24 protein-coding genes are annotated in these 24,477 nt (G+C 62.6%); 13 read left to right on the top strand and 11 right to left on the bottom strand.

Going from position 1 to position 24,477, the window contains the following annotated elements; all coding sequences use genetic code 11:
* Positions 1-10: 10 nt before the first annotated feature.
* Positions 11-1,210: an exonuclease SbcCD subunit D gene (locus O1W68_RS15915; protein ID WP_269305084.1), complete on the bottom strand. Its 1,200-nt coding sequence runs from the start codon at positions 1,208-1,210 to the stop codon at positions 11-13.
* 131 nt (positions 1,211-1,341) lie between these two features.
* Here O1W68_RS15915 and O1W68_RS15910 point away from each other — a divergent pair, with 131 nt between their 5' ends.
* Complete coding sequence (locus O1W68_RS15910) at positions 1,342-2,508, top strand: DNA recombination protein RmuC (RefSeq protein WP_269305082.1); 1,167 nt, start codon at positions 1,342-1,344, stop codon at positions 2,506-2,508.
* A 20-nt stretch (positions 2,509-2,528) separates the two neighbouring features.
* Entirely contained in the window at positions 2,529-3,509 is a 981-nt protein-coding gene (locus O1W68_RS15905) for a DUF6542 domain-containing protein (protein WP_331283588.1), read from the top strand.
* Between the two features lie 28 nt (positions 3,510-3,537).
* Here the strand turns inward: O1W68_RS15905 and O1W68_RS15900 are convergent, their stop codons facing one another.
* Positions 3,538-4,548 (bottom strand): 4-hydroxy-3-methylbut-2-enyl diphosphate reductase, encoded by a 1,011-nt coding sequence (locus tag O1W68_RS15900; RefSeq protein WP_269305079.1) that lies wholly within the window; start codon positions 4,546-4,548, stop codon positions 3,538-3,540.
* Positions 4,549-4,644: 96 nt separating this feature from the next.
* Here O1W68_RS15900 and O1W68_RS15895 point away from each other — a divergent pair, with 96 nt between their 5' ends.
* From O1W68_RS15895 to O1W68_RS15885, 3 genes are read left to right on the top strand one after another with little or no spacing between them, the layout of a single operon-like run.
* Positions 4,645-5,223: a lipid droplet-associated protein gene (locus O1W68_RS15895; protein ID WP_269305077.1), complete on the top strand. Its 579-nt coding sequence runs from the start codon at positions 4,645-4,647 to the stop codon at positions 5,221-5,223.
* Entirely contained in the window at positions 5,220-6,473 is a 1,254-nt protein-coding gene (xseA, locus tag O1W68_RS15890; RefSeq protein WP_269305075.1) for an exodeoxyribonuclease VII large subunit, read from the top strand. Before O1W68_RS15895 ends, xseA begins: the two co-directional genes overlap by 4 nt.
* A gap of 10 nt (positions 6,474-6,483) precedes the next feature.
* Positions 6,484-6,699 carry an exodeoxyribonuclease VII small subunit gene (locus tag O1W68_RS15885; protein WP_269305074.1) on the top strand — a complete coding sequence of 72 codons (216 nt, stop codon included), beginning with the start codon at positions 6,484-6,486 and terminating at the stop codon, positions 6,697-6,699.
* 19 nt (positions 6,700-6,718) lie between these two features.
* Here the strand turns inward: O1W68_RS15885 and O1W68_RS15880 are convergent, their stop codons facing one another.
* Positions 6,719-7,288, bottom strand: a complete 570-nt coding sequence (locus O1W68_RS15880) for a DUF4245 domain-containing protein (protein WP_269305073.1) — start codon at positions 7,286-7,288, stop codon at positions 6,719-6,721.
* 122 nt (positions 7,289-7,410) lie between these two features.
* Here O1W68_RS15880 and glpX point away from each other — a divergent pair, with 122 nt between their 5' ends.
* Both glpX and O1W68_RS15870 read left to right on the top strand, forming a co-directional pair.
* Positions 7,411-8,451, top strand: coding sequence for a class II fructose-bisphosphatase (gene glpX / locus O1W68_RS15875; RefSeq protein WP_136171247.1), 1,041 nt, complete (start codon positions 7,411-7,413; stop codon positions 8,449-8,451).
* A gap of 64 nt (positions 8,452-8,515) precedes the next feature.
* Positions 8,516-9,919 carry a class II fumarate hydratase gene (locus O1W68_RS15870; RefSeq protein WP_269305072.1) on the top strand — a complete coding sequence of 468 codons (1,404 nt, stop codon included), beginning with the start codon at positions 8,516-8,518 and terminating at the stop codon, positions 9,917-9,919.
* Between the two features lie 146 nt (positions 9,920-10,065).
* Here the strand turns inward: O1W68_RS15870 and O1W68_RS15865 are convergent, their stop codons facing one another.
* Positions 10,066-10,923: an acyl-ACP desaturase gene (locus O1W68_RS15865; protein WP_269305070.1), complete on the bottom strand. Its 858-nt coding sequence runs from the start codon at positions 10,921-10,923 to the stop codon at positions 10,066-10,068.
* A 129-nt stretch (positions 10,924-11,052) separates the two neighbouring features.
* Here O1W68_RS15865 and O1W68_RS15860 point away from each other — a divergent pair, with 129 nt between their 5' ends.
* Together O1W68_RS15860 and O1W68_RS15855 are read left to right on the top strand one after the other, a co-directional pair.
* Positions 11,053-12,678 carry a serine hydrolase gene (locus tag O1W68_RS15860; RefSeq protein ID WP_269305068.1) on the top strand — a complete coding sequence of 542 codons (1,626 nt, stop codon included), beginning with the start codon at positions 11,053-11,055 and terminating at the stop codon, positions 12,676-12,678.
* A complete protein-coding gene (locus O1W68_RS15855) occupies positions 12,675-13,082 on the top strand; it encodes a limonene-1,2-epoxide hydrolase family protein (RefSeq protein ID WP_269305066.1) in 408 nt (135 codons plus the stop codon). The genes O1W68_RS15860 and O1W68_RS15855 overlap by 4 nt, the downstream gene beginning before the upstream one ends.
* 41 nt (positions 13,083-13,123) lie before the next feature.
* Here O1W68_RS15855 and O1W68_RS15850 read toward each other — a convergent pair whose 3' ends face one another.
* From O1W68_RS15850 to O1W68_RS15840, 3 genes are all read right to left on the bottom strand, one after another.
* Entirely contained in the window at positions 13,124-14,449 is a 1,326-nt protein-coding gene (locus O1W68_RS15850) for a PhoH family protein (RefSeq protein ID WP_269305064.1), read from the bottom strand.
* A 272-nt stretch (positions 14,450-14,721) separates the two neighbouring features.
* On the bottom strand, positions 14,722-16,005 hold the full coding sequence (glyA, locus tag O1W68_RS15845; protein ID WP_084346083.1) for a serine hydroxymethyltransferase: 1,284 nt from the start codon (positions 16,003-16,005) through the stop codon (positions 14,722-14,724).
* Between the two features lie 45 nt (positions 16,006-16,050).
* Positions 16,051-17,247, bottom strand: coding sequence for a DUF885 domain-containing protein (locus tag O1W68_RS15840; RefSeq protein ID WP_269305061.1), 1,197 nt, complete (start codon positions 17,245-17,247; stop codon positions 16,051-16,053).
* A 169-nt stretch (positions 17,248-17,416) separates the two neighbouring features.
* Between O1W68_RS15840 and coaA the strand changes: the two genes are divergently transcribed.
* A complete protein-coding gene (coaA, locus tag O1W68_RS15835; protein ID WP_269305059.1) occupies positions 17,417-18,340 on the top strand; it encodes a type I pantothenate kinase in 924 nt (307 codons plus the stop codon).
* Positions 18,341-18,348: 8 nt separating this feature from the next.
* Here coaA and O1W68_RS15830 read toward each other — a convergent pair whose 3' ends face one another.
* A complete protein-coding gene (locus O1W68_RS15830; protein WP_269305057.1) occupies positions 18,349-19,131 on the bottom strand; it encodes an isoprenyl transferase in 783 nt (260 codons plus the stop codon).
* A 126-nt stretch (positions 19,132-19,257) separates the two neighbouring features.
* On the opposite strand from O1W68_RS15830, the gene trhA reads away from it, so the two are divergent.
* Positions 19,258-19,923, top strand: coding sequence for a PAQR family membrane homeostasis protein TrhA (gene trhA, locus O1W68_RS15825; protein WP_269305055.1), 666 nt, complete (start codon positions 19,258-19,260; stop codon positions 19,921-19,923).
* A gap of 6 nt (positions 19,924-19,929) precedes the next feature.
* Here the strand turns inward: trhA and O1W68_RS15820 are convergent, their stop codons facing one another.
* Genes O1W68_RS15820 through mca form a run of 3 tightly spaced genes read right to left on the bottom strand, consistent with a single transcriptional unit; the run spans position 19,930 to position 23,108 of the window.
* Positions 19,930-21,939 carry a thioredoxin domain-containing protein gene (locus tag O1W68_RS15820; RefSeq protein WP_269305053.1) on the bottom strand — a complete coding sequence of 670 codons (2,010 nt, stop codon included), beginning with the start codon at positions 21,937-21,939 and terminating at the stop codon, positions 19,930-19,932.
* A gap of 2 nt (positions 21,940-21,941) precedes the next feature.
* Entirely contained in the window at positions 21,942-22,232 is a 291-nt protein-coding gene (locus O1W68_RS15815; RefSeq protein WP_269305050.1) for a hypothetical protein, read from the bottom strand.
* Positions 22,233-23,108, bottom strand: a complete 876-nt coding sequence (gene mca / locus O1W68_RS15810; RefSeq protein ID WP_269305049.1) for a mycothiol conjugate amidase Mca — start codon at positions 23,106-23,108, stop codon at positions 22,233-22,235. It lies immediately after the preceding gene.
* Between the two features lie 136 nt (positions 23,109-23,244).
* Here mca and O1W68_RS15805 point away from each other — a divergent pair, with 136 nt between their 5' ends.
* A complete protein-coding gene (locus tag O1W68_RS15805; protein WP_269305047.1) occupies positions 23,245-23,667 on the top strand; it encodes a DUF4307 domain-containing protein in 423 nt (140 codons plus the stop codon).
* Positions 23,668-23,904: 237 nt separating this feature from the next.
* Positions 23,905-24,399: a transcription elongation factor GreA gene (gene greA / locus O1W68_RS15800; protein WP_084346091.1), complete on the top strand. Its 495-nt coding sequence runs from the start codon at positions 23,905-23,907 to the stop codon at positions 24,397-24,399.
* Positions 24,400-24,477: the final 78 nt, after the last annotated feature.

The raw sequence follows: 24,477 nt of genomic DNA, 5'->3' as shown, positions 1-24,477 counted from the left end.
ACCGGTCGGCTCATGCGCTGCGCCCGGACAACTCGTACTGCTCGACCCGCTCGTCGTCACGGGACACGTCCTCGCGCTGCACCGCGGCCAACGCCCGTTCGAGCAACGAAACCTCTCGCGCTTCGGGAGTACTTCGCATGTCGGTGACGAACGAGGTGGCGATGTCGATATCGGTGCGACCGCGCACGCGATCGCGGTACCGCAGCTCGGAAGTGCCTGCAGGACGCGACCATTCGAGGTGAACAGCGTGCGGGAAGCGGGTACGCAGCGCGCGCATGGCATCGACCGGACGAACCGCATCGGTCAGGACGGCCGACACGTAGTGCTCTTCGGCAACAGCGAATTCGCTTGCCGTGGTCAGCTCTTCGACGGTGCCTTCGATCCTGCTCAAACCTCGAACGACCGGAAGATCTACTTTCTCGACCGTGCCCAGACCGTCCGCATCGAGCTGGAGTATCCACACGGCTTTCCGGTGAGACCGTTCACCGAACGAATACGGCAACGGCGAGCCCGAATAGCGAACACGGTCGGTCAGCGTCTGCGGAGAGTGCAAGTGGCCCAGCGCAACATAGTCGACACCGTCGAATGCAGATGCCGAAACGGTCTCGACCCCACCTACCGAGATGGAACGCTCGGAACCCGTCGCCTCACCACCGACGACGAACGCATGAGCCAGGACTACCGATCGCACGTGACCCGCACCGCTCCGTCGGCCGTCGAGATCTGCGGTGATGCGCTCCATCGCCGCATCCAAGACGTCCGCGTGCGACCGCGCACTGGGAACGTCGAGTTCGAGCCGCGTGGTTTCCGGCTCCAGATAAGGAATTCCGTAAAAGGCGACCGGGCCGAACTCGTCGTCGATCACCACTGGAGTGCCTACCTCACCCACGCGGGTCATCAGATGCAAACCGCCTGCCGAGGCGAAGGCTGCGCCCGCACCGAGCCGCGCAGGCGAATCATGATTGCCCGACGTCGCCACGATGACAGCACCTGCCGCGCGGATGGCTTCCAGTCCCCTGTTGCACACGAGGACCGCATCTGCGCTCGGCACGGCGCGATCATAGATGTCACCCGGCACGACCACCACGTCGATTCTCTGTGCCGCAACCAGATCCGCGATGGACGCCAGCACAGCAGCCTGGTCCGTAAGCAGGTCGACGCCGTGGAACGTGCGGCCGATGTGCCAGTCCGAGGTGTGCAGGATCTTCATGAATACGACGCTAATGGAGGCCACCGACAAACTCGCTCAACCGCTACGGCCAGTCGGCCCCTGCGCCCAGCGAGAGAGACACTCGGGCTGGTCCGAGAAGTCTGTCAGTACCGTCGGGCATCATCTGCGTCATGAACGCACTTACCGCTGTCGGAATGGCATTCGCCTTTGCTCTCGGGGCAGCCATCGGATGGTTGTTGCACTCGAGCAGGTTCGGAGATCGTGCGGTGCGCGCCGAGGCACAGTTGGCGGCACTTCGCGACAACGAGGCGCTCCTGCGACGGTCTCTCGATGCCGTCAACGAGGATTCGGCTCGCAGGCATTCAGGAGCAATCGGCCAACAGGTGTCACATCTGGTGGAACCGCTGCATGACGCCGTGGACGCGCTCACCGAGCAGGTAAGGCAGGTGGAACACAGCCGAATCCGTGCGTACGCCGGTCTGACCGAGCAGGTAACCGGGATGCAACGCGCATCGGTTCATTTGTCCACGCAGACGTCCCAACTGGTCACCGCATTGCGTGCCCCGCAGATTCGTGGACGTTGGGGTGAGTTGCAACTCGAACGGGTCGTCGAGCTCGCCGGCATGGTCAAGCACTGCGATTTCGATACCCAGGTCACCCGGGGAGGGGTTCGCCCGGACATGATCGTCCGGTTGGCGGGTGGTCGGCAGATTGTGGTGGATGCCAAAGTCCCGTTCGCGGCCTATCTCGACGCCGCGCAAGAGGAAGACGCCGACGCTCGAAGCAAGCAGTTGACTCGACATGCTCGGCATCTGCGAACACATGTCGATCAATTGTCGGCCAAGGAATATTGGCGCTCTTTCGAACCGACGCCCGAGTTCGTGATTCTCTTCGTTCCCGGTGATCCGTTTCTCGACGCCGCGCTCACGTCCGATTCGTCACTGCTGGAATATGCATTCACGAGAAATGTGATACTTGCCACCCCCACTACTTTGGTCGCTCTTCTACGCACGGTTGCGTACACGTGGAAGCAGGAGTCGCTCGCCGAGGATGCCGCTCGAATTCAGAAGCTCGGGCGAGAGCTGTATTCCAGACTCGGGGTCGTTGCCACGCACCTGGACAAGCTCGGCGGGCATCTCGGCAAGGCAGTGGACTCGTTCAACTCCACCGTGTCTTCAGTCGATTCCAGGGTCACCGTGACAGCACGCAAACTATCCGAGCTCGAGCTGTTCGATACCGAAGTCGTCAAGGTCCGCCGGGTCGACAGCCGACCGAAAGTGTCCGATTCGTCGCATCCGTTGCACCAGTTCGGTCACGTCAGCGACGCAGTCGGGTGATCAGCCGCTAATCTCGGTGGGTGTCTACATCCCAACGTGCCCGTTCCGGGGTTCCGCTGGATCAACGTTCAGCCCTCGCATCAGTGCCCGGCGTCCCAGCGTGGGGGGCGGTGGCTATCGCAGGTGGCGCCAGTTTTCTCGGATTCGTCATCGACGCTGCCCGCGGCACCGAGCTGACCTCTGCCTTCGCCTGTTTCTACATCATCGGTGTAGTTGCCGCAGTTGTCCTGGTTCGATACCGGGGCCTCTTCACTGCACTGGTCCAGGCTCCGCTGATCCTGTTCGCGGCGGTACCTCTGGCGTATCAGTACTTCACCGAGAATCCAGGAACTGGCGTGAAAGACATTCTGCTGAATGTCGCTATTCCCCTCGTCAATCGTTTTCCGTTGATGCTGCTCGGCACCGTCCTGGCGATCGGGATCGGCGGTGCACGCATCTACCTCAAACGGCAGTCCACTCACGCCCCCACTCGTGCGGTTCGTGACAGGGCCAAGCAACGTGACCGTACGAGAGATTCCAAGCCGAAGACGAAGAGCGCGCCGGCTTCAGCGCGCACTCCAGAGGACCGAATCTCCGGACGGGGAGCCGCGTACGACAGCCAACCGACCGACGGTCGGCGCCGAAGTACCGACGCACGCCGTCCCGGCACCGAGGGCCGCGGGAGCCGTCCGAGCACCGAAGACCGTCCGAGCACCGAGAGGCGTCCGAGCACGGAAGGCCGTCGTGCGCGCCGCGAACGCGTCGAGCCCTCGTACGACCGCCCTGCCGCTGACCGGAATCGCGCCGACCTGAATCGCGCCGACCCGTATCGCCCCGAACCGGTCGACGCAGATCGGGCGCCGCTCCCGCCGAGGCGGGCAGCACCCCGACCGACGCAGCCACGGACGCCCCGCCAACCTGACATCGATCCGTATGCAGCGCCCCGTGCTGCCCCGGCAAGCGCACATGTCCCGCCGCATCCGGTCCCGCAGGTTCGCTACCGGGACCGCACCGAACCCTGACTCGGCTCGACCGAAGGCCGAAAGTCGATCAGGCCTTGGTCGGCCGAAGCTCGCGCGGCAGTGAGAAGACGAGGGTTTCGTTGGCAGTGGTCACGGGCTGCACATCGGCATAGCCGTGCTCGGACAGCAGATCGATGACTCCCTGTACAAGAATCTCCGGTACCGACGCACCCGAAGTGATGCCGACAGTCTGCACTCCGTCCAGCCAGGCCAGATCGATCTCTTTGGCGTAATCGACGAGGTAGCTGGCACGCGCACCAGCGGAGAGTGCCACTTCTACGAGCCGGACCGAGTTGGAGGAGTTCGTCGACCCGACGACGATCACCAGATCGCACTCGGGTGCCATCACCTTCACCGCGACCTGACGGTTCTGTGTCGCGTAGCAAATGTCGTCGCTCGGTGGATCCTGCAATGTCGGGAAGCGCTCACGTAGACGCGCGACCGTGAGCATCGTCTCGTCGACGCTGAGTGTGGTCTGCGACAGCCAGATGACCTTGTTCGGATCACGCACGGTGACGTCGTCGACAGAGTCCGGTCCGTCTACGAGCTGCACATGCTCAGGTGCCTCACCGGCAGTGCCTTCGACTTCCTCATGACCTTCGTGGCCGATCAGCAGGATGTCGTAGTCGTCGCGGGCGAATCGCTTGGCTTCCTGATGAACCTTGGTGACGAGAGGGCAGGTGGCGTCGATGGTGCGGAGCTGACGATCCGCGGCCGAAGCGTGTACTGCGGGCGAAACGCCGTGCGCGGAGAACACCAGCAGGGAGCCTTCAGGCACCTCGTCGGTCTCGTCGACGAAGACGGCGCCGCGATCGGCCAGCGTCTCGACGACATGCCGGTTGTGCACGATCTCCTTACGGACGTACACCGGCGCACCATGCTGCTCCAGCGCCTTCTCCACGGTCTCGACCGCGCGATCGACGCCGGCGCAGTAGCCGCGAGGCTCTGCCAGGAGTACTCGTTTTCCTCCGGTGTAAGGGGCGGAATCAGCGCCCGATGGACGTGCGATACCCAGGTTCAGTGGAACAGCCGAAGACATGACTACAGGATACGTGAGCAGGGCGCCGCGATTCCGACTAGTGGGCGACCCGCCTGTCGGCTACCCAAATGCCTGGACATCAGGCAGGCTGTGAACATGACTCGTGTCCCTTTTGCTGCACGTGTGGCCGCGGGCGTGGTGGTAACCGTCGTCGAAGAGGCGCGCAAGCTCCCCGGTACCGCGGTCACCTTTCCGATGACGGTCGTCAGCGAAATATTGGCCGGCTCGATGCGCCTTCAACAGCAAGTCACCGCTCTCGCAATCAAGGGTGACGAGGCCATCTCGTCGCTACCTCTCGTCGCAACCCCCGCTCAGGAGCAGCCTTCCTGGGCTGTGTTCGACGATGACCATGCCACCCCGCCATCGCTGAACGACGACGAAGAGCTCGACGTCCCGGACCACGAGCCTGTCGCTGCGACCGGTCGTTTTGCGCTGTACTCGACTCCGCCGGCCGATGTCGAGGAAGAAGTGCAGGCCGAGACGTCCACCGCGCGACCGGAGATCGTCGACCTCGTCGATTACGACGCTCTGGCGCTCGCACAGTTGCGTGCTCGTCTACGTACCCTGTCGCTCGATGACTTGGAGACGCTCCTCGACTACGAGGCCGATTCGCGCGCACGCCCTCCGTTTCTGACAATGCTGGAGAACCGAATCACCACAGCGAAAGCCAAGTGAGCGCAACCAATCAGACGTCGGGCCCCGGTCCGAGTAGCGCCGAAGAGCCGTGGCCGGTCCGCACGGTAGCGATGAAGGTCGCAGGGTGGATCGACCGTCTAGGCAGCATCTGGGTCGAAGGCCAGCTGACCCAGATCAATGCCAGGCCCGGTACACGGACCGCATTTCTAGTCCTGCGTGACCCGTCGGCCGACATGTCACTGTCGGTCACTTGCTCGCCGCAACTGCTGGAGCGGTCACCGGTCCCACTGACCGAGGGCGCGCAGGTCATCCTGTACGGCAAACTGTCTTTCTACACCGGCCGAGGCACAGTCTCGTTGCGTGCCACCGATATTCGAGCCGTCGGCGTCGGCGAACTACTCGCCCGCGTCGAACGCCTACGCAGCCTCCTGGCTGCCGAAGGCCTGTTCGATCCGCGCCTCAAACGGCCACTTCCATTTCTCCCCGGCACGATCGGACTGATCACCGCACGCGCAAGTGCCGCCGAGAAGGACGTTCTGACCGTTGCACAAAGGCGTTGGCCGGCAGTGCGATTCGAAGTCAGACACACTCCGGTACAGGGCCCGCAGGCAGTGCCGGCGATCCTCGGCGCTTTGAAGGAACTCAACGACGACAGTGCCGTCGACGTCATCATCCTTGCCCGCGGGGGCGGTAGCGTCGAAGATCTGCTGCCGTTCTCCGACGAGGCGCTGTGCCGCGCGATCTCGGCCGCGACCACACCGATCGTCAGCGCCATCGGACACGAACCGGACAGCCCGCTCAGCGATCACGTCGCCGACCTACGTGCCGCGACTCCGACCGACGCTGCCAAGTTGGTGGTGCCCGACGCTGTCGCCGAGCAGAATCTCGTCACCGACCTGAGGTCCAGAACTGCTGCTGCGCTACGAAACTGGGTGGCCAGAGAAGCGCGCGGGCTCGAGATGATCCGGCATCGTCCGGTCCTTTCCGATCCGATCGCAGGTATCGAGCGACGCGGCGAGGAAGTCACACGGCTGCGTGAGGCAACCCGGCGTGACGTTCTGCGCGAACTAGTGAAACAGCAAACCCTGGTAGAGCACTTACGAAATCGATCGCAGGCCCTAGGGCCGGCAGCGACACTGGCGCGTGGCTACGCCGTCGTGCAACGCATGGTCACCGGCGGCGATCCCGAAGTGTTGCGTTCGGTCGACGACGCACCGCCAGGAACACAGATCCGTGTACGAGTGGCCGACGGCGCAGTGACTGCCGCGGTCATGGGCAAAGTTCGATAGGAGAAAACTCTTGACTGAAACACCGATCGAAGAAATGGGCTACGAGGCTGCCCGGGACGAACTGGTCGACGTGGTGAAGGTTCTCGAACAGGGTGGCCTCGACCTCGACGCATCGCTCGCCTTGTGGGAAAGAGGCGAATCACTCGCGACCCGCTGCGAGGAGCACCTCGCCGGTGCACGCAAGCGCGTCGAGAATGCCCTCGCTCACGTGAAGGACCAGGACTGACCCTCGACAAGGCGTCGACTCAGGGGGTCAGGGGTGTCGCTTCGGTGGTCGCAGCGGCGAGCGTGGTGAATTCTTCGGACGATCCGCTACCGGTGATGAGCAGGCGCACGTCGCCCAGATCGGTCACCCACACCGGCTCTTCGCTCTGCTGCGTGTAGACGACCCACTCCTTGCCGTCGATCGACTGAGTTCCCGAGGCGAATCGCGGCTCACCGACAGCGAACGGCACGAGCACGTCTTCACTTGCGTTCGACTGTGTGAGCCGGTTGTAACGCCCGGCATCGGAGATGTAACCGACCGTGCTGGTGTCTCCACCCTGATCGCCTGCGATCGATCCGCGACTTCCCGAGTTCGGCGTCCAGTCGTCGGGGACCTTGGGGTTGCGGATCGGGAAGTCGAGCTCGGACGCGTCGTACTGCATGGCCGCGTCCACATCGAAGTTCGGGATCGGTCCCTGCGTCGGTCCGCCCGGGCTCAACGAGCACTGACTGGCGATTCCGGCAATCAGCAGACAGGCGATCACGAGCGGAATGAGTGACCAGACCATGTCACGGTTGTTGTTCAGGATCCGGGGTTTACTGTTCGCCACGCCTCCAGTATCCCCGCTGGACGTCGATGCCGGGTCGGCGCATGCCCTCCGCGGCGGACAACGGCGCTGAATGAGATAATCGCGCTGGGTAAGACCCCCACCTACCAGGAGGCTACAAACCGATGACGACCAGCACCGAGTCCACCCGCGCCATGGCGCCAGATCGCAACCTCGCCCTAGAACTCGTACGAGTCACAGAGGCCGGCGCACTCGCCTCGGGCCGCTGGGTGGGACGTGGCGACAAGGAAGGCGGCGACGGAGCAGCGGTGGACGCTATGCGTCAGCTGGTCAGCTCGGTCTCCATGCGCGGTGTCGTCGTGATCGGCGAAGGCGAGAAGGACGAAGCGCCGATGCTGTACAACGGCGAGCAGGTCGGCAACGGCAACGGACCGGAGGTCGACTTCGCTGTCGACCCGGTCGACGGAACCACGCTCATGGCCAAGGGCATGCCGAACGCGATCTCCGTGCTGGCCGTCGCCGAGCGCGGAGCCATGTTCGACCCCTCGGCGGTGTTCTACATGGAGAAGATTGCCGTCGGACCCGACTACGCCGATGTCATCGACATCACAGCTCCGGTAGCCGAGAACATCGCTCGGATCGCCAAGGTCAAGAAGGGATCCGCATCCGACGTCACCGTGTGCATCCTGGACCGCCCCCGTCACGCAGAACTGATTCAGGCCGTTCGTGACGCCGGATCACGCATCCGGCTCATCTCCGACGGTGACGTCGCAGGCGCGATCGCGGCCGCACGTCCCGATTCCGGCACGGATCTGCTGATCGGCATCGGCGGCACCCCTGAGGGCATTATCGCTGCCGCTGCGATGCGTTGCATGGACGGCGCCCTACAGGGCCGCCTCGCCCCGATGGATGACGAAGAGAAGCAGAAAGCGATCGACGCAGGCCACGACCTCGATCGCGTTCTCAACACCATCGACTTGGTCTCGGGTGAAAACGTATTCTTCACCGCTACCGGCGTCACCGACGGCGACCTGCTGCGCGGTGTGCGCTACGCGGGCGGCGGTGCGCACACTCAGTCCATCGTGATGCGCTCCAAGTCCGGCACCGTTCGAATGATCGACGCGTACCACCGCCTCGAGAAGCTGCGCGAGTACTCCTCGGTCGATTTCGACGGCGACACGAGCGGTCAGGCTCCTTCTTTCTGACGGTCCGACCAGTGCGCTGACCCAGCACGACAATTACCCGTACCTAACTGGCAAAGTAAGGCTCATGACGCAGACAGACGAACAGCAATTCCGGATCGAGCACGACACCATGGGAGAGGTTCGCGTACCGATCGATGCACTCTGGCGTGCTCAGACGCAGCGAGCGGTCGAGAACTTCCCCATCTCCGGCCGTCCGCTCGAGCGCACTCAGATCCGCGCGATGGGCCTCCTCAAAGCAGCGTGCGCGCAGGTAAACAGGGACCTCGGACTGCTCGACGGCACGCTTGCCGACGCGATCATCGCGGCCGCGAACGAAATCGCCGAAGGTCTGCACGACGACCAGTTCCCCATCGACGTCTTCCAGACCGGTTCGGGAACCAGCTCCAACATGAATGCCAACGAGGTCATCGCGTCGATCGCCAAGGCGAAGGGAGTGGAGGTGCACCCCAACGACCACGTCAACATGTCGCAGTCTTCGAACGATACTTTCCCGACGGCTACCCACGTCGCCGCGACCGAGGCAGCGGTCACTTCGCTGGTGCCTGCACTGAAGCACCTGCATTCCGCGCTGGCCGCGAAGGCCGTCGAGTGGAAGACAGTGGTCAAGTCCGGACGCACGCACCTGATGGATGCTGTTCCGGTCACTCTCGGCCAGGAGTTCGGCGGGTACGCCCGCCAGATCGAAGCCGGTATCGAGCGCGTCGAGGCAACCCTGCCCCGTTTGGGTGAACTCCCTATCGGCGGCACCGCGGTAGGCACCGGCCTCAATGCTCCCGACGGCTTCGGTCCGAAAGTTGTTGCGGCACTCGTCAAGTCCACCGGAATCGATGCTCTGACCCCTGCCAAGGACGCTTTCGAGGCGCAGGCAGCCCGGGACGGGCTCGTCGAGGCATCCGGCGCACTGCGCACCATCGCGGTGTCGCTGACCAAGATTGCCAACGACATTCGCTGGATGGGTTCGGGGCCACTCACCGGACTCGGTGAGCTGGCACTTCCCGACCTGCAGCCAGGTAGCTCGATCATGCCCGGCAAGGTCAATCCTGTTCTGCCCGAAGCGGTTACACAGGTCGCCGTGCAGGTCGTCGGCAACGATGCGGCCGTCGCGTTCGGTGGCGCCTCTGGTGCATTCGAGCTCAACGTCTACATCCCTGTGATGGCACGTAACGTGCTCGAGTCCTTCACCTTGCTCGCCAATGTCTCGGTACTGTTCGCCGACAAGTGCATCAGCGGGCTGACCGCCAACGTCGAGCACCTCAAGACCCTTGCCGAGTCCTCGCCGTCCATCGTGACGCCGCTGAACTCCGCCATCGGATACGAGGAGGCCGCAGCCGTCGCCAAGCAGGCACTCAAGGAGAAGAAGACGATTCGTCAGACGGTCATCGACCGTGGGCTGATCGGCGACAAGCTCAGCGAGGAAGAACTCGACAAGCGGCTCGACGTCTTGGCCATGGCGAAGGTCAAGGACTGACGTCACCCCAGTTAGACAAGCGCCGCTGGTAGACAAGCGGCGTTGGTAGGCGGTTGTAGCCGCCTCGCCTTAGCATGAGTGGTTCATTCATACGATTGCTTCGTATGAATGAACCACTCATGCGTTCAGGGGTTAGTAGGCTCAGCTCAGGCGAACGCGCTCAGCTCGTCGCGCGCCTTGTTGCCCTCGTCGCCGAGGTCGTTGCGGCCGAAAATGTTCCACTCCGCCAACAATGGCTTGAACACCTTCTCGCTCTGCTGCTCGACCGTGTAGATACCGGCGTCGGCAAGCAATTCGGTGCTGTTGCCCTTACCCGGCAGATCGACCACGGGGATCGAGTACCCGTTGATGCGGTCGGCGATAGCGCGCACGGTCTGGTCGGGGGCGACACCGAGTGCTTCGGAGACCATGTTCGCGTAGAACTTCGACTGCAGTGCATCGTCCTGGGCGATCTTCGACAAGATCTGGGCCAGAACAGGGTCGCCACCGAGTGCGATCGTATTGTTGTTTCGCAGCACGGCCGCGGACTCGTCCACGGCAAAATGCGCGAGGATGTCGAGAACGTGCAGGCTGGGCGCGTCGTAGCCCTTCGTCATCTCTTCCATCCGAACACGTTCGAGAGCGACGGGGTCGACAGCGCGTGTCAAGACCAGGAAGTCGCGAAGCGCTATCGACTGACGATTCTCTTCCGACGTCCACCGGCCGGTCCACTTCCACCATGCGCCCTGGCCGGTCAGTGCACGGGCCAGTTCACGATGGTAGGCGGGCAGATTGTCGGCAACGAGGACGCTGACCGTCGCGGAGAGGATCTCGACCTCGCTGAGATGGGATTGTTCCGCCGACCAGTCCTCGCCACCGAGGAACGCGAAGTTCTTGCCGTCGTCCCACGGTGCGAAATCGTGGGGGTGCCAATCCTCTGCTTCTTCGATGTGTCGGCGCAGATTCTCTTCCACGGCGGGCTCCAATCGGAGCAACAGGTCACCGTCAGTCAAGTTCGTAGGCATCCGAATACCGTAGCGCCTCCCACCGAACGTCAAGCCTCGCGCCCCTGACCTCTGTGAATTCTCCCAAATCCCACGCGAGCAGGGTTTACGCTCTTCCTAATCCATTCGCTCCTGGAGAGGACTCCTGTGATGCGCTCGAAGAAGATGTATCTGGCCCTTGCTCTCGCCACGTCGATGACGGCCCTCATCGGGTGCTCCTCCGAATCCTCCAATTCCTCCAATGACACCGAAACGGTGACCACGACAGCCACCGCCACAGCAGAAGCATCAGCGGAGGAGGACTCCGGACTCTCGCCAGGCCAGGTGCCCGGCGTCGACGTTCCCGACGGGCAGATCGACGATGCGGTCGGCAAACTCGACGGCATCGCCGCCGAACTGATGGAGACCTCGAAAATCCCTGGAATGGCTATCGCCGTCGCCGAAAAGGGAGAAGTCTTGTACTCCAAGGGATTCGGTGTGCGCGAGGTCGGTAAGGACGATGCAGTCGACGGCGACACGGTGTTCCAGCTGGCATCGCTGTCCAAGTCCGTCGGCTCGACGGTGGTCGCTTCGCAGGTCGGTAGCGGAGTCGTCGATTGGACAACTCCCGTGGTCTCGGAGCTACCGTGGTTCGCGCTCGCGGATCCGTACGTGACCCAGAACGTCACGGTCGGCGATTTCTACGCCCACCGCAGCGGGCTACCCGATCACGCAGGCGACAACCTCGAAGAAATCGGCTACGACCGCCGCCAAGTACTCGCGCGACTGAAGGACATTCCCCTGGATCCATTCCGCTCGACGTACAACTACACCAACTTCGGCGTCACCGCTGGTGCCGAAGCGGTAGCGCAGGCGTCGGGCAAGGATTGGGAGACCCTAAGCCAGGACGCAATTTATGGCCCACTCGGTATGGCGTCGACCAGTTCGCGATTCGCGGACTACCTGGCCCGCACCGACCGCGCAGTCCCACACGTACTGCTCGACGGCGAGTACGAGGCAAAGTTTCAGCGAGAACCGGACGCACAGTCGCCTGCAGGTGGGGTTAGTTCCTCGGCGAACGACATGGCGAAGTGGATGACGATGCTCGCTGCCGACGGCACGTTCGACGGCAAACAGGTCGTCGGACCCGATGCCCTGCTGCCCGCAGTGACGGCCGAGATCGTCTCGTCCCCGTCCGGTACCCCGGACACGCGCGCCGGCTACTACGGATACGGTTTCAACGTTTCGAACTCGGGGGCCGGACGCACACAGGTGAGTCATTCGGGAGCGTTCGAGCTCGGCGCGGGCACCAATTTCGTGACGATCCCCTCGCTCGATGTCTCCATCGTCGTGCTGACCAACGCTGCACCTATCGGCATCGCCGAGACGGTATCGGCCGAGTTCGCCGATCTCGTGCAATTCGGCGAGGTTCGACAAGATTGGCGGACGATCTACAAGAATGCGTTCGAGGGAATGGACGAACCAACAGGAGAACTCGTCGGCAAGACACCACCCGCCGATCCTGCTCCCGCACAGCCGCTCACTGCCTACGCCGGGGTTTATCAGAACTCGTTCTGGGGTCCTGCGACGGTCACCGACGCCAACGGAACCATGACTCTGGCCATCGGTCCCAAGGACACTTCCTACGAGCTGAAGCACTGGGACGGTGATACGTTCACCTTCGATGTGCGGAGCGAGAACGCTCCCGACGGCACCGTGTCGCAAGCGACGTTCAACGGAAACACCGTCACGCTCGAGTACTTCGACGGAAACGGACTGGGGAGGTTCACCAAGTGACAGATCTACTGCAGTCGACCAAGACTGTCGAGGACATGCTGCGGGCTCTGGCGGAGCGCGACGTCGATCGCGCGGCGGCACTGCTCGACGATGCGATCATCTGGCACAACGTCGGATTTCCGAAAGTGCGTGGCATAGCCCGAGTCCGCAAAGCGCTCGCGGTCATGGCGAAGCCGAACTACGGATTCGACGTCACCATCCACAACATTGCGGCAGACCCCAGCGGCGCCGTGGTGCTCACCGAACGCACCGACGTACTGATCTGGCGCCGATTGCATATCGAGTTCTGGGTGTGTGGCACTTTCGAGCTGCGTGACGGCAAAATCCTCGTGTGGCGGGACTACTTCGACAATCTCGACTTCGCGAAGGCGTTGGTGCGAGGGCTGTGGCAACTCCGCACATGAGTGGAAATGCATCCCTCGGAACGCATTTCCACTCTATGCGTCTACGCCCCTGAAGGACCGAACTCCTCGAGCATCTCCGTCACCAGGGCTGCGATCGGCGAACGCTCACTTCGGGTGAGGGTGATGTGCGCGAAAAGCGGGTGGCCCTTGAGCTTTTCGATCACCGCTGCGACGCCGTCGTGCCGTCCTACGCGGAGATTGTCGCGCTGCGCCACGTCGTGGGTGAGAACGACGCGGGAGCCACTACCTAGCCTGGACAGAACCGTGAGCAGAACATTGCGTTCGAGTGATTGAGCCTCGTCGACGATGACGAACGAATCATGCAGCGATCGTCCACGAATATGCGTGAGCGGCAAGACTTCCAGCATTCCGCGTGCGATGACCTCTTCCATCACCTCGGGGCTTACGAGCCCTTCCAAGGTGTCGAACACGGCCTGACCCCACGGGCCCATTTTCTCGCTCTCACTGCCGGGTAGATAGCCGAGCTCCTGACCACCGACCGCGTACAGAGGGCGGAAGACGACGACCTTCCGATGTGTACGACGCTCGAGCACGGCCTCCAGACCTGCGGTCAGTGCCAGCGCAGATTTACCCGTACCGGCCTTACCACCTAGCGAGACGATGCCGATACTCTCGTCGAGTAGCAAGTCGAGCGCAACCCGCTGTTCGGCGGAGCGCCCATGCAAGCCGAAGGCTTCACGTTCGCCGCGCACCAGCTGCACCTGCTTGTCCGCTGTGACACGTCCCAATGCACTCGAACGGCCCCCGAGCAAGCGAACTCCGGTGTGACACGGCATGTCTCGTGCACCGCCCAGGTCGATGACACCGTCCGCGAACAACCGATCGATGTCGGCCGGCTGCACTTCCAGTTCGGCCATGCCGGTCCAACCCGAAGGCACCACGTCGTGGGCGTGATACTCGTCGGCGGGCAATCCCACCGCACCGGCTTTCACTCGCAGCGGGATGTCCTTGCTGACGAGCACGACGTCTTTGCCCTCGGCCGCCAGATTCAGTGCGCATGCCAAGATCCGCGAATCGTTGGAGTCGCTACGAAAACCTACCGGCAGAACGGCTGCGTCGGTGTGATTGAGCTCCACCTGAAGTGTGCCGCCCTGCGTTCCGATCGGAACAGGTTGATCGAGCCGACCGTGTTCGACGCGCAGATCGTCGAGCATGCGCAACGACTCCCGCGCGAACCATCCCAGCTCGTGGTGATGGCGCTTACCCTCCAACTCGCTGATGACGACGAGCGGCAGCACCACATTGTGCTCGGCGAAGCGAATAACAGCCCAAGGATCCGACAGCAGAACCGAGGTGTCCAACACGAATGTCCGAAGAGGGGCGGAAACGGAGCGTGAAGTGGTCACGTGGGGCTCCTACTGTTCGCGCGACGCCACACGAACGCTTGTCGCTCGGCCGGTCGGTCCTGACGTGTCAGCTGACACGAGGGCCGGGTGCCGGCCCTCTCGCACTCACTTGCTCAGTCACGTATCAGAACCTCCCGCACAGCCAGCTTCCCCGCTGTCTGTTACTGCCGACGGTACCGCCGATTCCGAGGATTGGCGCGGAGAGCAGGGGGCGTGTCGGTGAACAACGCGTTAACCCGTTGCGCCGTGTCGGGGAGGTCCCCATCGGTCAATCAGCCGATCAGGCCCCAGTCTTCGAGGCCGTCGTAGAGCGGCTTGCTCTGCGCGACCTTGACGACGCGCTCTTTCAGCGAGTCGCTGGCTTCGCCGGTGGCGAGGGCGGTGCCGATGATATCGGCGACCTCGGTGAACTCTGCTTCACCGAAGCCACGCGTCGCGAGTGCCGAGGTGCCGATACGCAGGCCCGAAGTGACCATCGGCGGGCGCGGATCGAACGGCACGGCGTTGCGGTTGACGGTGATGCCGACCTCGTGGAGAAGGTCCTCGGCCTGTTGGCCGTCGAGCTGGCTGTTACGCAGGTCCACCAGGGCGAGGTGCACGTCGGTGCCGCCGGTGAGAACCGAGATTCCCTTGTCTGCGATGTCTTTGCCGTTCAGGCGATCCGCAAGGAGTGAGGCTCCGAGGAGGGTGCGCTCCTGGCGCTCCTTGAACTCCGGCGTCGCAGCGATCTTGAAAGCGACGGCCTTGGCGGCGATCGCATGCATGAGTGGGCCACCCTGCTGGCCGGGGAACACTGCAGAGTTGAGCTTCTTCGCCCATTCTTTCTTCGCGAGGATCAGGCCGGACCGGGGTCCTCCGAGAGTTTTGTGCACCGTAGAGGACACGACGTCGGCGTAGGGAACGGGCGAGGGATGTAGACCTGCTGCGACGAGTCCGGCGAAGTGCGCCATATCGACCCAGAGCAATGCGCCGACCTCGTCTGCGATCGAACGGAAGGCTTCGAAGTCCTGGAATCGCGGGTAGGCGGACCAGCCGGCGATCAGGACCTGCGGCTTGGCCTCGATGGCCTGCTTGCGCACCTGATCCATATCGATTCGGTGGTCTTCTTTGCTGACACCGTAGGACTCGACCTCGTAAAGCTTGCCGGAGAAGTTCAGCTTCATACCGTGCGTGAGGTGGCCACCGTGTGCCAGATCGAGGCCCATGATCTTGTCACCCGGGTTGATCAGTGCCATCAACACTGCCGCGTTGGCCTGCGCACCGGCGTGCGGCTGGACGTTGGCGAACTCGGCGCCGAAGAGTTCCTTGGCGCGATTGCGGGCCAAGTCCTCGATGACGTCGACGTGCTCGCAGCCACCGTAGTAGCGACGACCCGGGTAGCCCTCGGCGTACTTGTTCGTCAGCACGCTTCCCTGTGCCTGCAGAACGGCACGGGGAACGAAGTTCTCCGATGCGATCATCTCGAGCGTGTCACGCTGACGCCCCAGTTCGCCTGCCATGGCCTCGGCGACCTCAGGATCGAGTTCGGCAAGGGACAGGTTGTTGACGTCAGTCATAACAGGGGTCTCCAAATGAGGGCAGCGATGTGGGCGACCTTTAGTTTACGAGATGCGTAATTGCCCCGGTGTCAGCGGCTCGTCGAGGAGGCGCCCGAACAACGCCGATCGCTCGCTGACGGTCTTGCCCTGAGCCAACCAACCGCCGAGAAGTTTGTATCCCTCGACGTAGGTGCTGCTGTAGGCACGCCACAACGGCGAGGACAAGAACTTCAGACTCTGCCGAGCACGCTTGGGCGATGCGAGGCCCCATTTTTCCAGGTACGCCGCGACGTCATCCTGACTCTTGTGTCGATCGTGCAGCAACAATGCCGCGTCCTGCCGCACCCCGAGTAACTGGCCCGACGCCGCCGACAATCGCTCGGCCTTCTCCCCGTCGAACCGCAGGCCGAGGTCGGCGTAGATTTCCTGCGCCCACACTCCCCATCCTGGTCCGACGATCGACTCGAGCGCCAGATCGGCAAGCCCCTCCGCCATCAGGCATTGCGGAGTGTTGACGAGAAACAGGGTCTGCTCCTGCTGCCCGGCCCCGACGAGGCCCATCTCTTTCCGGCAGTGCTCGGTGTGATGTCCGGGATAAGCCTCATGCGCGATGAGGTGCGGGAGGTTCGCCATGTGCTGTTCGAGATCGGAGTTGATGGCCACGGTGGACTTGAAGTCACCGAGGTAATAGTTGAATCCCGACCACGGCTTGTCCCCCACAACCTCGTAACGCACCTGCTCGGTTTCGGGCAGCGAATACTCTGCTCGCACGCGATCACGCAAGGCACTCGAGAAGGCCTCGACGCAGTCCTGGAGCCGATCGGCCGGGATTACGTCTCTGGCGCGGTGAGCGGCCAATCGCTCGGCGAGCGAACCCGGACCCGACAACACCTCGTCCATCTTTCGATGTGCCTGCGCATAGTGGTCCTGATCCCCGGGTTCGATGCGGACATCGAAATATGCGAAGACCTCGTCGACGAAACCGATATCTTCTCCCGCGAACTTGCGGCCCGAGCATTCCAGCGCACGCAAATGGACATCGATGAATTCGGCACGTTGCGCCGAGAGATCGGTATTGGCCAGCTCGGCCCGCAATGCGACGGCCTGCCGCGCGAGGGCAGCCGGATCCGGAGCCGGCGCATTCTCGGTCTGTCGACGCAACTCGGGATCACCGGTGTACGCGTCGACGAAGCCCTCTTCGAGTCGGTCGAATTTCAGACCGAGTTGTAGATACTCACGGACGAGAGAATCGGCATTCATAAGATTCGACGATAGTGGCAGCAATGAGATGAACGAACAGTGAACTACCCCGCCCGTGTGCGTACCAGTGGCACCAAGCACAATCTGAAGCCATGCGACTTCAGTGTCCCTCGTGCGCCTGGTGCGTACTCCCAGGTACGCACCAGGCACACGAGGTGTGTACCTCCGAATGAGCGAACCCAGCCCCTACGTCGAGTTCGATCGCGCTCAGTGGCGCACTCTTCGGCAGTCGACGCCACTGGTGCTCACCGAGGAAGAACTCGTCGGCCTCCGCGGTTTGGGTGAGCAGATCGATCTCGAAGAAGTCGCCGAGGTGTATCTCCCTTTGGCTCGACTCATCCACCTGCAAGTCGCCGCGCGGCAACGGCTGTTCGCGGCCACGGCAACATTTCTCGGCGAGAAGCACCCGGATCGTCAGGTGCCCTTCGTCATCGGAGTCGCCGGCAGTGTCGCGGTAGGAAAGTCGACCACGGCCCGAGTTCTGCAAGCACTCCTCGCGCGATGGGATCACCATCCACGCGTCGACCTGGTCACCACCGACGGCTTCCTGTATTCGACGACAGAGTTGATCCGTCGCGGCATTCTCCATCGCAAGGGATTTCCCGAAAGCTACGATCGCCGCAAGCTGCTCCGCTTCGTCACCGAAGTGAAGTCGGGAGCCGAAGAGGTTGCCGCACCGGTCTATTCACACGTGTCCTACGACATTCTGAAGGGCCAGTTCCACATGGTTCGTCAGCCGGACATTCTCATCGTCGAAGGCCTCAACGTTCTGCAGACCGGTTCACGTTTGATGGTCTCGGATCTGTTCGACTTCTCGATCTACGTCGACGCCAGAATCGAGGACATCGAGCGCTGGTATGTGAAGCGTTTTCTCGCGCTGCGTAAGACATCGTTCGCCGATCCCGACGCGCACTTCCATCACTACGCGAATCTGCCCGACGAGCACGCACGTCTGGCAGCCGAGGATCTCTGGCATTCGATCAACCTGCCGAACCTCGTCGAGAACATTCTGCCGACGCGTCCTCGGGCCACAATGGTGCTGCGCAAAGACAGCGATCACGCCATCAACAGGCTCCGATTGCGCAAGTTGTAGATCGGTATTCAGATTCCGAACCGGCGATGCCTGGCTGCGTAGTCACGCAGAGCCCGAAGGAAGTCGACTCGGCGGAATTCGGGCCAGTACGCCTCGGTGAACCAGATTTCCGAATACGCGCTCTGCCACAGCAGAAATCCGGAGAGCCGTTGTTCACCCGAAGTACGAATCACCAGATCAGGATCGGGCTGGCCGGAGGTGTAGAGGTGAGTATCGATGCCCTTGACGTCGATGGAATCCACCAAGTCGTCCCCGGTGAGCCCCTCGGCAATCTTCTCTCTCACCAATAACTGCACTGCGTCGGCGATTTCCTGACGACCGCCGTAGCCCACTGCGACGTTGACGTGTGTTCCGGTTCGCCCCGCGGTGTGAGCGGCGGCCTCTTCGAGCCTGCGCGCCGTCGAAGGTGGAAGGAGCTCGAGGGTGCCGACGATCTTGACCCCCCAATTCTGCTCGGGTCCGCAGATCTCCTCGACGACGTCGGTGATGATCTCGAGTAGTGAATCGAGCTCGTCGGGGTCGCGGGACAAATTCTCGGTCGAGAGTAGATAGATGGTGGCCATCTCGATTCCCGCGGCGTCGCACCAACCGAGCATCTCGGCGATCTTCAGTGCACCCATGCGATGACCGTGCGCGACGTCGGTGAAGCCGTTCTCACGTGCCCATCGGCGATTTCCATCACACATCACTGCAACGTGACGCGGATGGCGCATGCCGTCGAGCTGCATGAGCAAGCGCCGCTCGTACACGTTGTACAGCACGTTACGTACGTTCGTCGGGAGAATTTTCACCGAGACATCACCACAGTCGGATCACCACGGAGCACAACCTTACGCCGACGCAACGAAGCTACTCGCCGGTAGAGTACGGACCGAACCTACGGTTGCGTAGGTTCGGAGTCGAGAGGAAGTGATCGCATGACGATGTTCGGGATCGACCAACTACCCGCGAAACCTCGGATGCGCGGGTGGATTCATCTCTACGCTTTCGCGGTCTCCGTCGTGGCGGGCATCGTCCTGGTCACGTTGGCCTTCAGCTTGGTCTCCGTCAGTGCCGGAATCGCGACGGCGGTCTACGCGAGCACCGTCTGCGGTGTCTTCGGAGTGAGCGCTACGTACCACCGAATTCACTGGAAGACTCCTGCCACTCGCACGTGGATGAAGCGTGCCGATCACTCGATGATCTTTCTGTTCATCGCCGGCAGCTACACGCCGTTCGCCGTACTCGGACTACCGGCAGCAACCGGCAGAACCCTGCTGATCGTCGTCTGGATCGGTGCACTCAGCGGCGTCGCGCTCAAGATGCTGTGGCCTCTCGCACCCGTCTGGGTGGGCGTACCTCTGTATCTGATTCTCGGCTGGGCCATCGTGCCGGTCGCACCGACACTGATCGAGCAAGTGGGCTTCGCACCGTTCATTCTCTTGCTCGTAGGCGGTGTCCTGTACAGCATCGGAGCCATCCTGTATGCGACGAAATGGCCCAATCCCTGGCCCACCACATTCGGGCATCACGAGTTCTTCCACGCGGCCACTGTGCTTGCCGCGATCTGCCACCTCGTCGCCGTGTGGTTGGTGCTGTTCTAGCGAGGGTCAGCGCTGCAATGCGGCGATGAGCGCGACCTCGGTGGTGACGGGGCGATCACACACGAATCCGCGACACACGTACGCCGCCTCGTTGCCGTCGATCATGGGTCGATCGGCCAGCAGCGCGCTGGAATTCTCCGCTCCGGCCATGATCGTCGTTCCTCCAGGAGCGTTCGCGCGAGCAACGGCGAGCAACCTGCTGTTCCCGACGCTCGATACCGCCACCTGCAGTGGTCCCCGTACCGACGCCTCGGCAACGGCAAGCCAGTGGCCACCCGATCGTGGTGCCCGGTCGAGAATCAAAGCCGCACGGGCAAGCCCAGCCGAGGCGAGTTCCCCGTATCGAGCCGACACTTCGAGCGGCACAAGCGCCTCTGCCGTCAGAAGAGCCTCCGTCACCGTCGATGCTCCCGACGGGGTTGCATTGTCGAGTGGGTCTCGTGGCCTCGTCACCAACGCTTCGGCGTCATCAGCGGTATCGAACCAACTGCCGGGATGCTCCGGGTCGGCGAAGTGTTCGATCGCAGCGTCGAGAATCGCCCGCGCCCGAATCGACCAGATCTCCTCTCCGGTGGCCTGCAGAAGCGCGAGCGAGGCGACGGCGAGGCAGGAGTAGTCCTCGAGCACACCCGTTGCGACGCCGACGTGTGTGCCGAGCGAGGCGCGTCGCAGTCGTCCGTTCTCGAAGTGTGTCGCGAAGATCTGTTCACCGCAGACGACAGCGGCATCGACCCACTCCGGCCGTCCCAGTCCCGCACCCACTTCGGCGAGAGCTGTGATTGCCAGGCCGTTCCAGGCGGTGACCACCTTGTCGTCGCGGCCGGGCTGCGGGCGTTGATCCCGAACCGAAAGCAGCAGTTCGGCCACGCGCCGGTACCGCTCGAGATCGTCCGGATCCTCGGGCAACTGCAAAACCGACATGCCGGCTTCGAATGTCCCTGCGCTGTCGACGACGAACAAGCCTGCAGCCCAGACGCCATCTTCGAATCCCAGAACGTCTACGAGCTGTTCCGGCGTCCACGCGTAGGTCGATCCCTCCACACCGTCTGTATCGGCGTCGAGAGCGGAGGCGAAACACCCATTGTCGGTTCGCAGTTCGCGTAACAGGAAACCCGCGGTCGCCTCGGCTACGCGGAGAGCCAGCGGATCCCCCGTCACCCGGGCGAGGTGCCCGTACAAACGAAGTAGAAGCGCGTTGTCGTAGAGCATCTTCTCGAAATGTGGCACTACCCATTCCGCGTCGACCGAGTAGCGGGCGAACCCGCCACCGATCTGGTCGTAGATTCCGCCGCGAGCCATCGCGGCCGCAGTGCGTTGGACCGTCTCGAGTACCGCTGCCGAGCCGGTGCGCTCGTAATGCCGCAGCAGGCCCTCCAACAGTGCACCTGGCGGAAACTTGGGTGCCCCGCCGAAGCCACCACGATCTACGTCTTCGTCCTCGAGTACCGAGGCCACGGCGTCGGCCATCAGGTCGACGTCGATCGGACGGTCCGATGTCGGAATCTGTCCGGAGTTGTTGCGGAGGGCCGCAACGATCGCAGCGGAGGCGTCGAACACTTCTTCTCGACGCGTATTCCAGGTGTCCGATATCGCGGTCAGCAACTGCTCGAACGAGGGCATACCTCCGCGCGGTCTCGGCGGGAAGTACGTGCCACAGTAAAACGGTTCGGCGTCGGGTGTCAGAAAGCACGTCATCGGCCAGCCGCCCTGACCCGTCATCGCCACCGTCGCGTTCATGTAGACGGCGTCGAGATCGGGCCGTTCCTCGCGATCGACCTTGATGCACACGAAGTTGGCGTTCAACAGCGCCGCAACCGTCTCGTCTTCGAACGATTCGTGCGCCATCACGTGACACCAGTGGCAGGCCGAATATCCGATCGACAGCAAGATCGGAACATCGCGTTCTACGGCCGAGTTCAACGCCTCGAGCGACCACTGCTGCCAATGCACCGGATTGTCCGCATGCTGAAGCAGATAGGGGCTGGTCGATACTTCGAGTGCGTTGGCACCGAGCACGGCTAAGTCTCGTCCTTGCCGGACCGCTTGTCCGTGGTCGACGTCTTGTCCGTGGTCGACGTCTTGGGCGGATCTTTCTTCAGCGCGCCGCGATCGGTCCCCTCGTCGAGTTCCTGATCAGGCCTCGGGTCTGCCTTCTCGAATGTTTCGGGAAGCTTCTTGATCTTTTTGTTCATCGACCAGATCAGCAGAGCCGTACCGACGAGAAGCGCGACGATGATCACCAGCCCGACGGGCGAAGATTTACCGAACTCCGGGCCGGTCGGCTGCTGGGCCAGTAGCGAGGTGATCACTCAGACGTCCTTCGTTTCGATGCCGGCGAACAGATCGGTTTCGGGTAGCGACGTCTTGACCCGCGTCTTCGCCAATTCGAACTCCTCGGTGGGCCAGAGCTTGCGCTGCACATCGACGGGTACGGCGAAAAACACCCCGTTCGGGTCGATCTGCGTGGCATGCGCCCGCAATGCGTCGTCGCGCTGCTCGAAGTATTCGTCGGCAGTGACCTGAGTGGTGATTCTCTCCATGATTTCGTCGCGGTCCGTCGTCCACCGCTTCAACCAGTCGGCGAATGGGCTCTCTTCGCCGCGGTCGACGAACCAGTCGTTGAACAGTTGCATCCTCTTACGGAGGAAACCATGCGAGTAGTAGAGCTTGAGCGGTGTCCACGGTTCCCCGGCGTCGGGGAACTTCGTCGGATCACCTGCGGCTTCGAAGGCCGCAACCGATACCTCGTGACACCGGATGTGGTCCGGGTGCGGGTATCCGCCCTTCTCGTCGTACGTAGTCATAACGTGCGGTTTGAATTCGCGAACAACTTTGACCAGAGCCTCGGTGGACTCTTCGAGTGGAACCAGCGCGAAGCACCCCTCGGGCAGCGGGGGCAACGGATCGCCCTCGGGTAAACCCGAATCGACGAAACCGAGCCAGTGTTGGCGTACACCGAGAATGCGAGCCGCCTCCGCCATCTCTTCCCGCCGCACTTCCTCGATGCGATCGTTCACACCGGGGATGTCCATCGCTGGATTGAGGATGTCTCCCCGTTCACCACCGGTCAACGTCACGACCAGGACATCGTTGTTCTCGGCGGCGTACCGAGCCGTCGTCGCTGCGCCCTTGCTCGATTCGTCGTCGGGATGGGCGTGCACCGCCATGAGCCGTAGTCCGGACACGTTCTTTCCTCACCTCAGCTTCGCCTGCTTCTTCCCTACACATATAGTTCCACTCGGCGCCGACACAGCGCGCACCGGCTGCCGTAGATCCACCAGCGAACACCGAGTTCCCCTGACCTTCACGACGAAAGCATGCATGACTTCCACGCTCCCCGAAGGCCGATATCCCGCGTCGACGTCACGGTCGGTTTCCCGCCGAACCAAGAACCTGCTGCTCGTCATGGTGCTCCTGGCAGGCCTGGGGATCGCCTACATCGGGTACGTGAAGTTTTCGGTGAAAGATATCGAGGGAACAGCGCTCGCGTTCGACCTGCTCGACGATTCCACCATCTCCATTCGTTTCAGCGTCACGCGCGCAGATCCTCAGGACGACGCGGTCTGTATCGTGAGGGCGCGTTCGCGTGACGGGTCGGAAACCGGACGCCGCGAAGTCCTCGTACCCGGCTCGGACGCACGCGAGGTCGAGGTAGTGTCGGTGATACGTACTTCTCAACCGCCCGCTGTCGGCGACATCTATGGATGCAGCCTGAAAGTCCCCGATTATTTGCGCGCAGGCTGACCTAGCGCCTGCTCGTGGTAAGATCGGCCGGTACACGGTTCCGCTTTGGAGCCGTGTATTGCTGCATTGACGGCCAGGGCGGCACTGTGGCCCGCGGCTGATGCTGCACTCCAGTGGCTCGAGAAACGGGCCTACCACGTTGGGGATTTGCACACTGCAATCCCCAGGTTTGCCGCGTGCGCCGTCCGCATAAAACTGGGAGTCCACCGCGACTTCTACTACAAGGGAGTGATCGAGATGACCGAGACCCAGGTGACCTGGCTTACCCAGGAGTCCCACGACAGGCTCAAGAGCGAACTCGACCAACTCATTTCCAATCGCCCGATCATCGCCGCCGAAATCAACGAGCGACGCGAAGAGGGCGATCTGAAAGAGAACGGCGGCTACCACGCTGCACGCGAGGACCAGGGCCAGCAGGAAGCCCGTATTCGCCAGTTGCAGGAACTGTTGAACTCCGCCAAGGTCGGCGAGGCCCCCACCCAGTCCGGTGTAGCACTCCCCGGGTCCGTGGTGAAGGTCTACTACGACGGCGACGAGTCCGACGCCGAGACTTTCCTCATCGCCACCCGTGAAGAGGGTTCCACCGACTCCAAGCTCGAGGTCTACTCCCCTAGCTCTCCGCTGGGTGGTTCACTGATCAATGCCAAGGTCGGCGACACCCGCCAGTACACCTTGCCGAACGGCAAGATCATGAAGGTCACGCTCGTCAGCGCGGAGCCTTACCACTCGTAGACATTGGTCTCGGTTCAGTCGAGTTTCCCCGGTCGGTAGTCATCCGACCGGGGAAACTTGCGTTATATGACCGACACC

This window comes from Rhodococcus sp. H36-A4, from assembly GCF_027158005.1.
In the GTDB taxonomy this organism is placed as follows: domain Bacteria; phylum Actinomycetota; class Actinomycetes; order Mycobacteriales; family Mycobacteriaceae; genus Rhodococcoides.
This window is presented reverse-complemented; position numbering and strand designations above follow the sequence as displayed.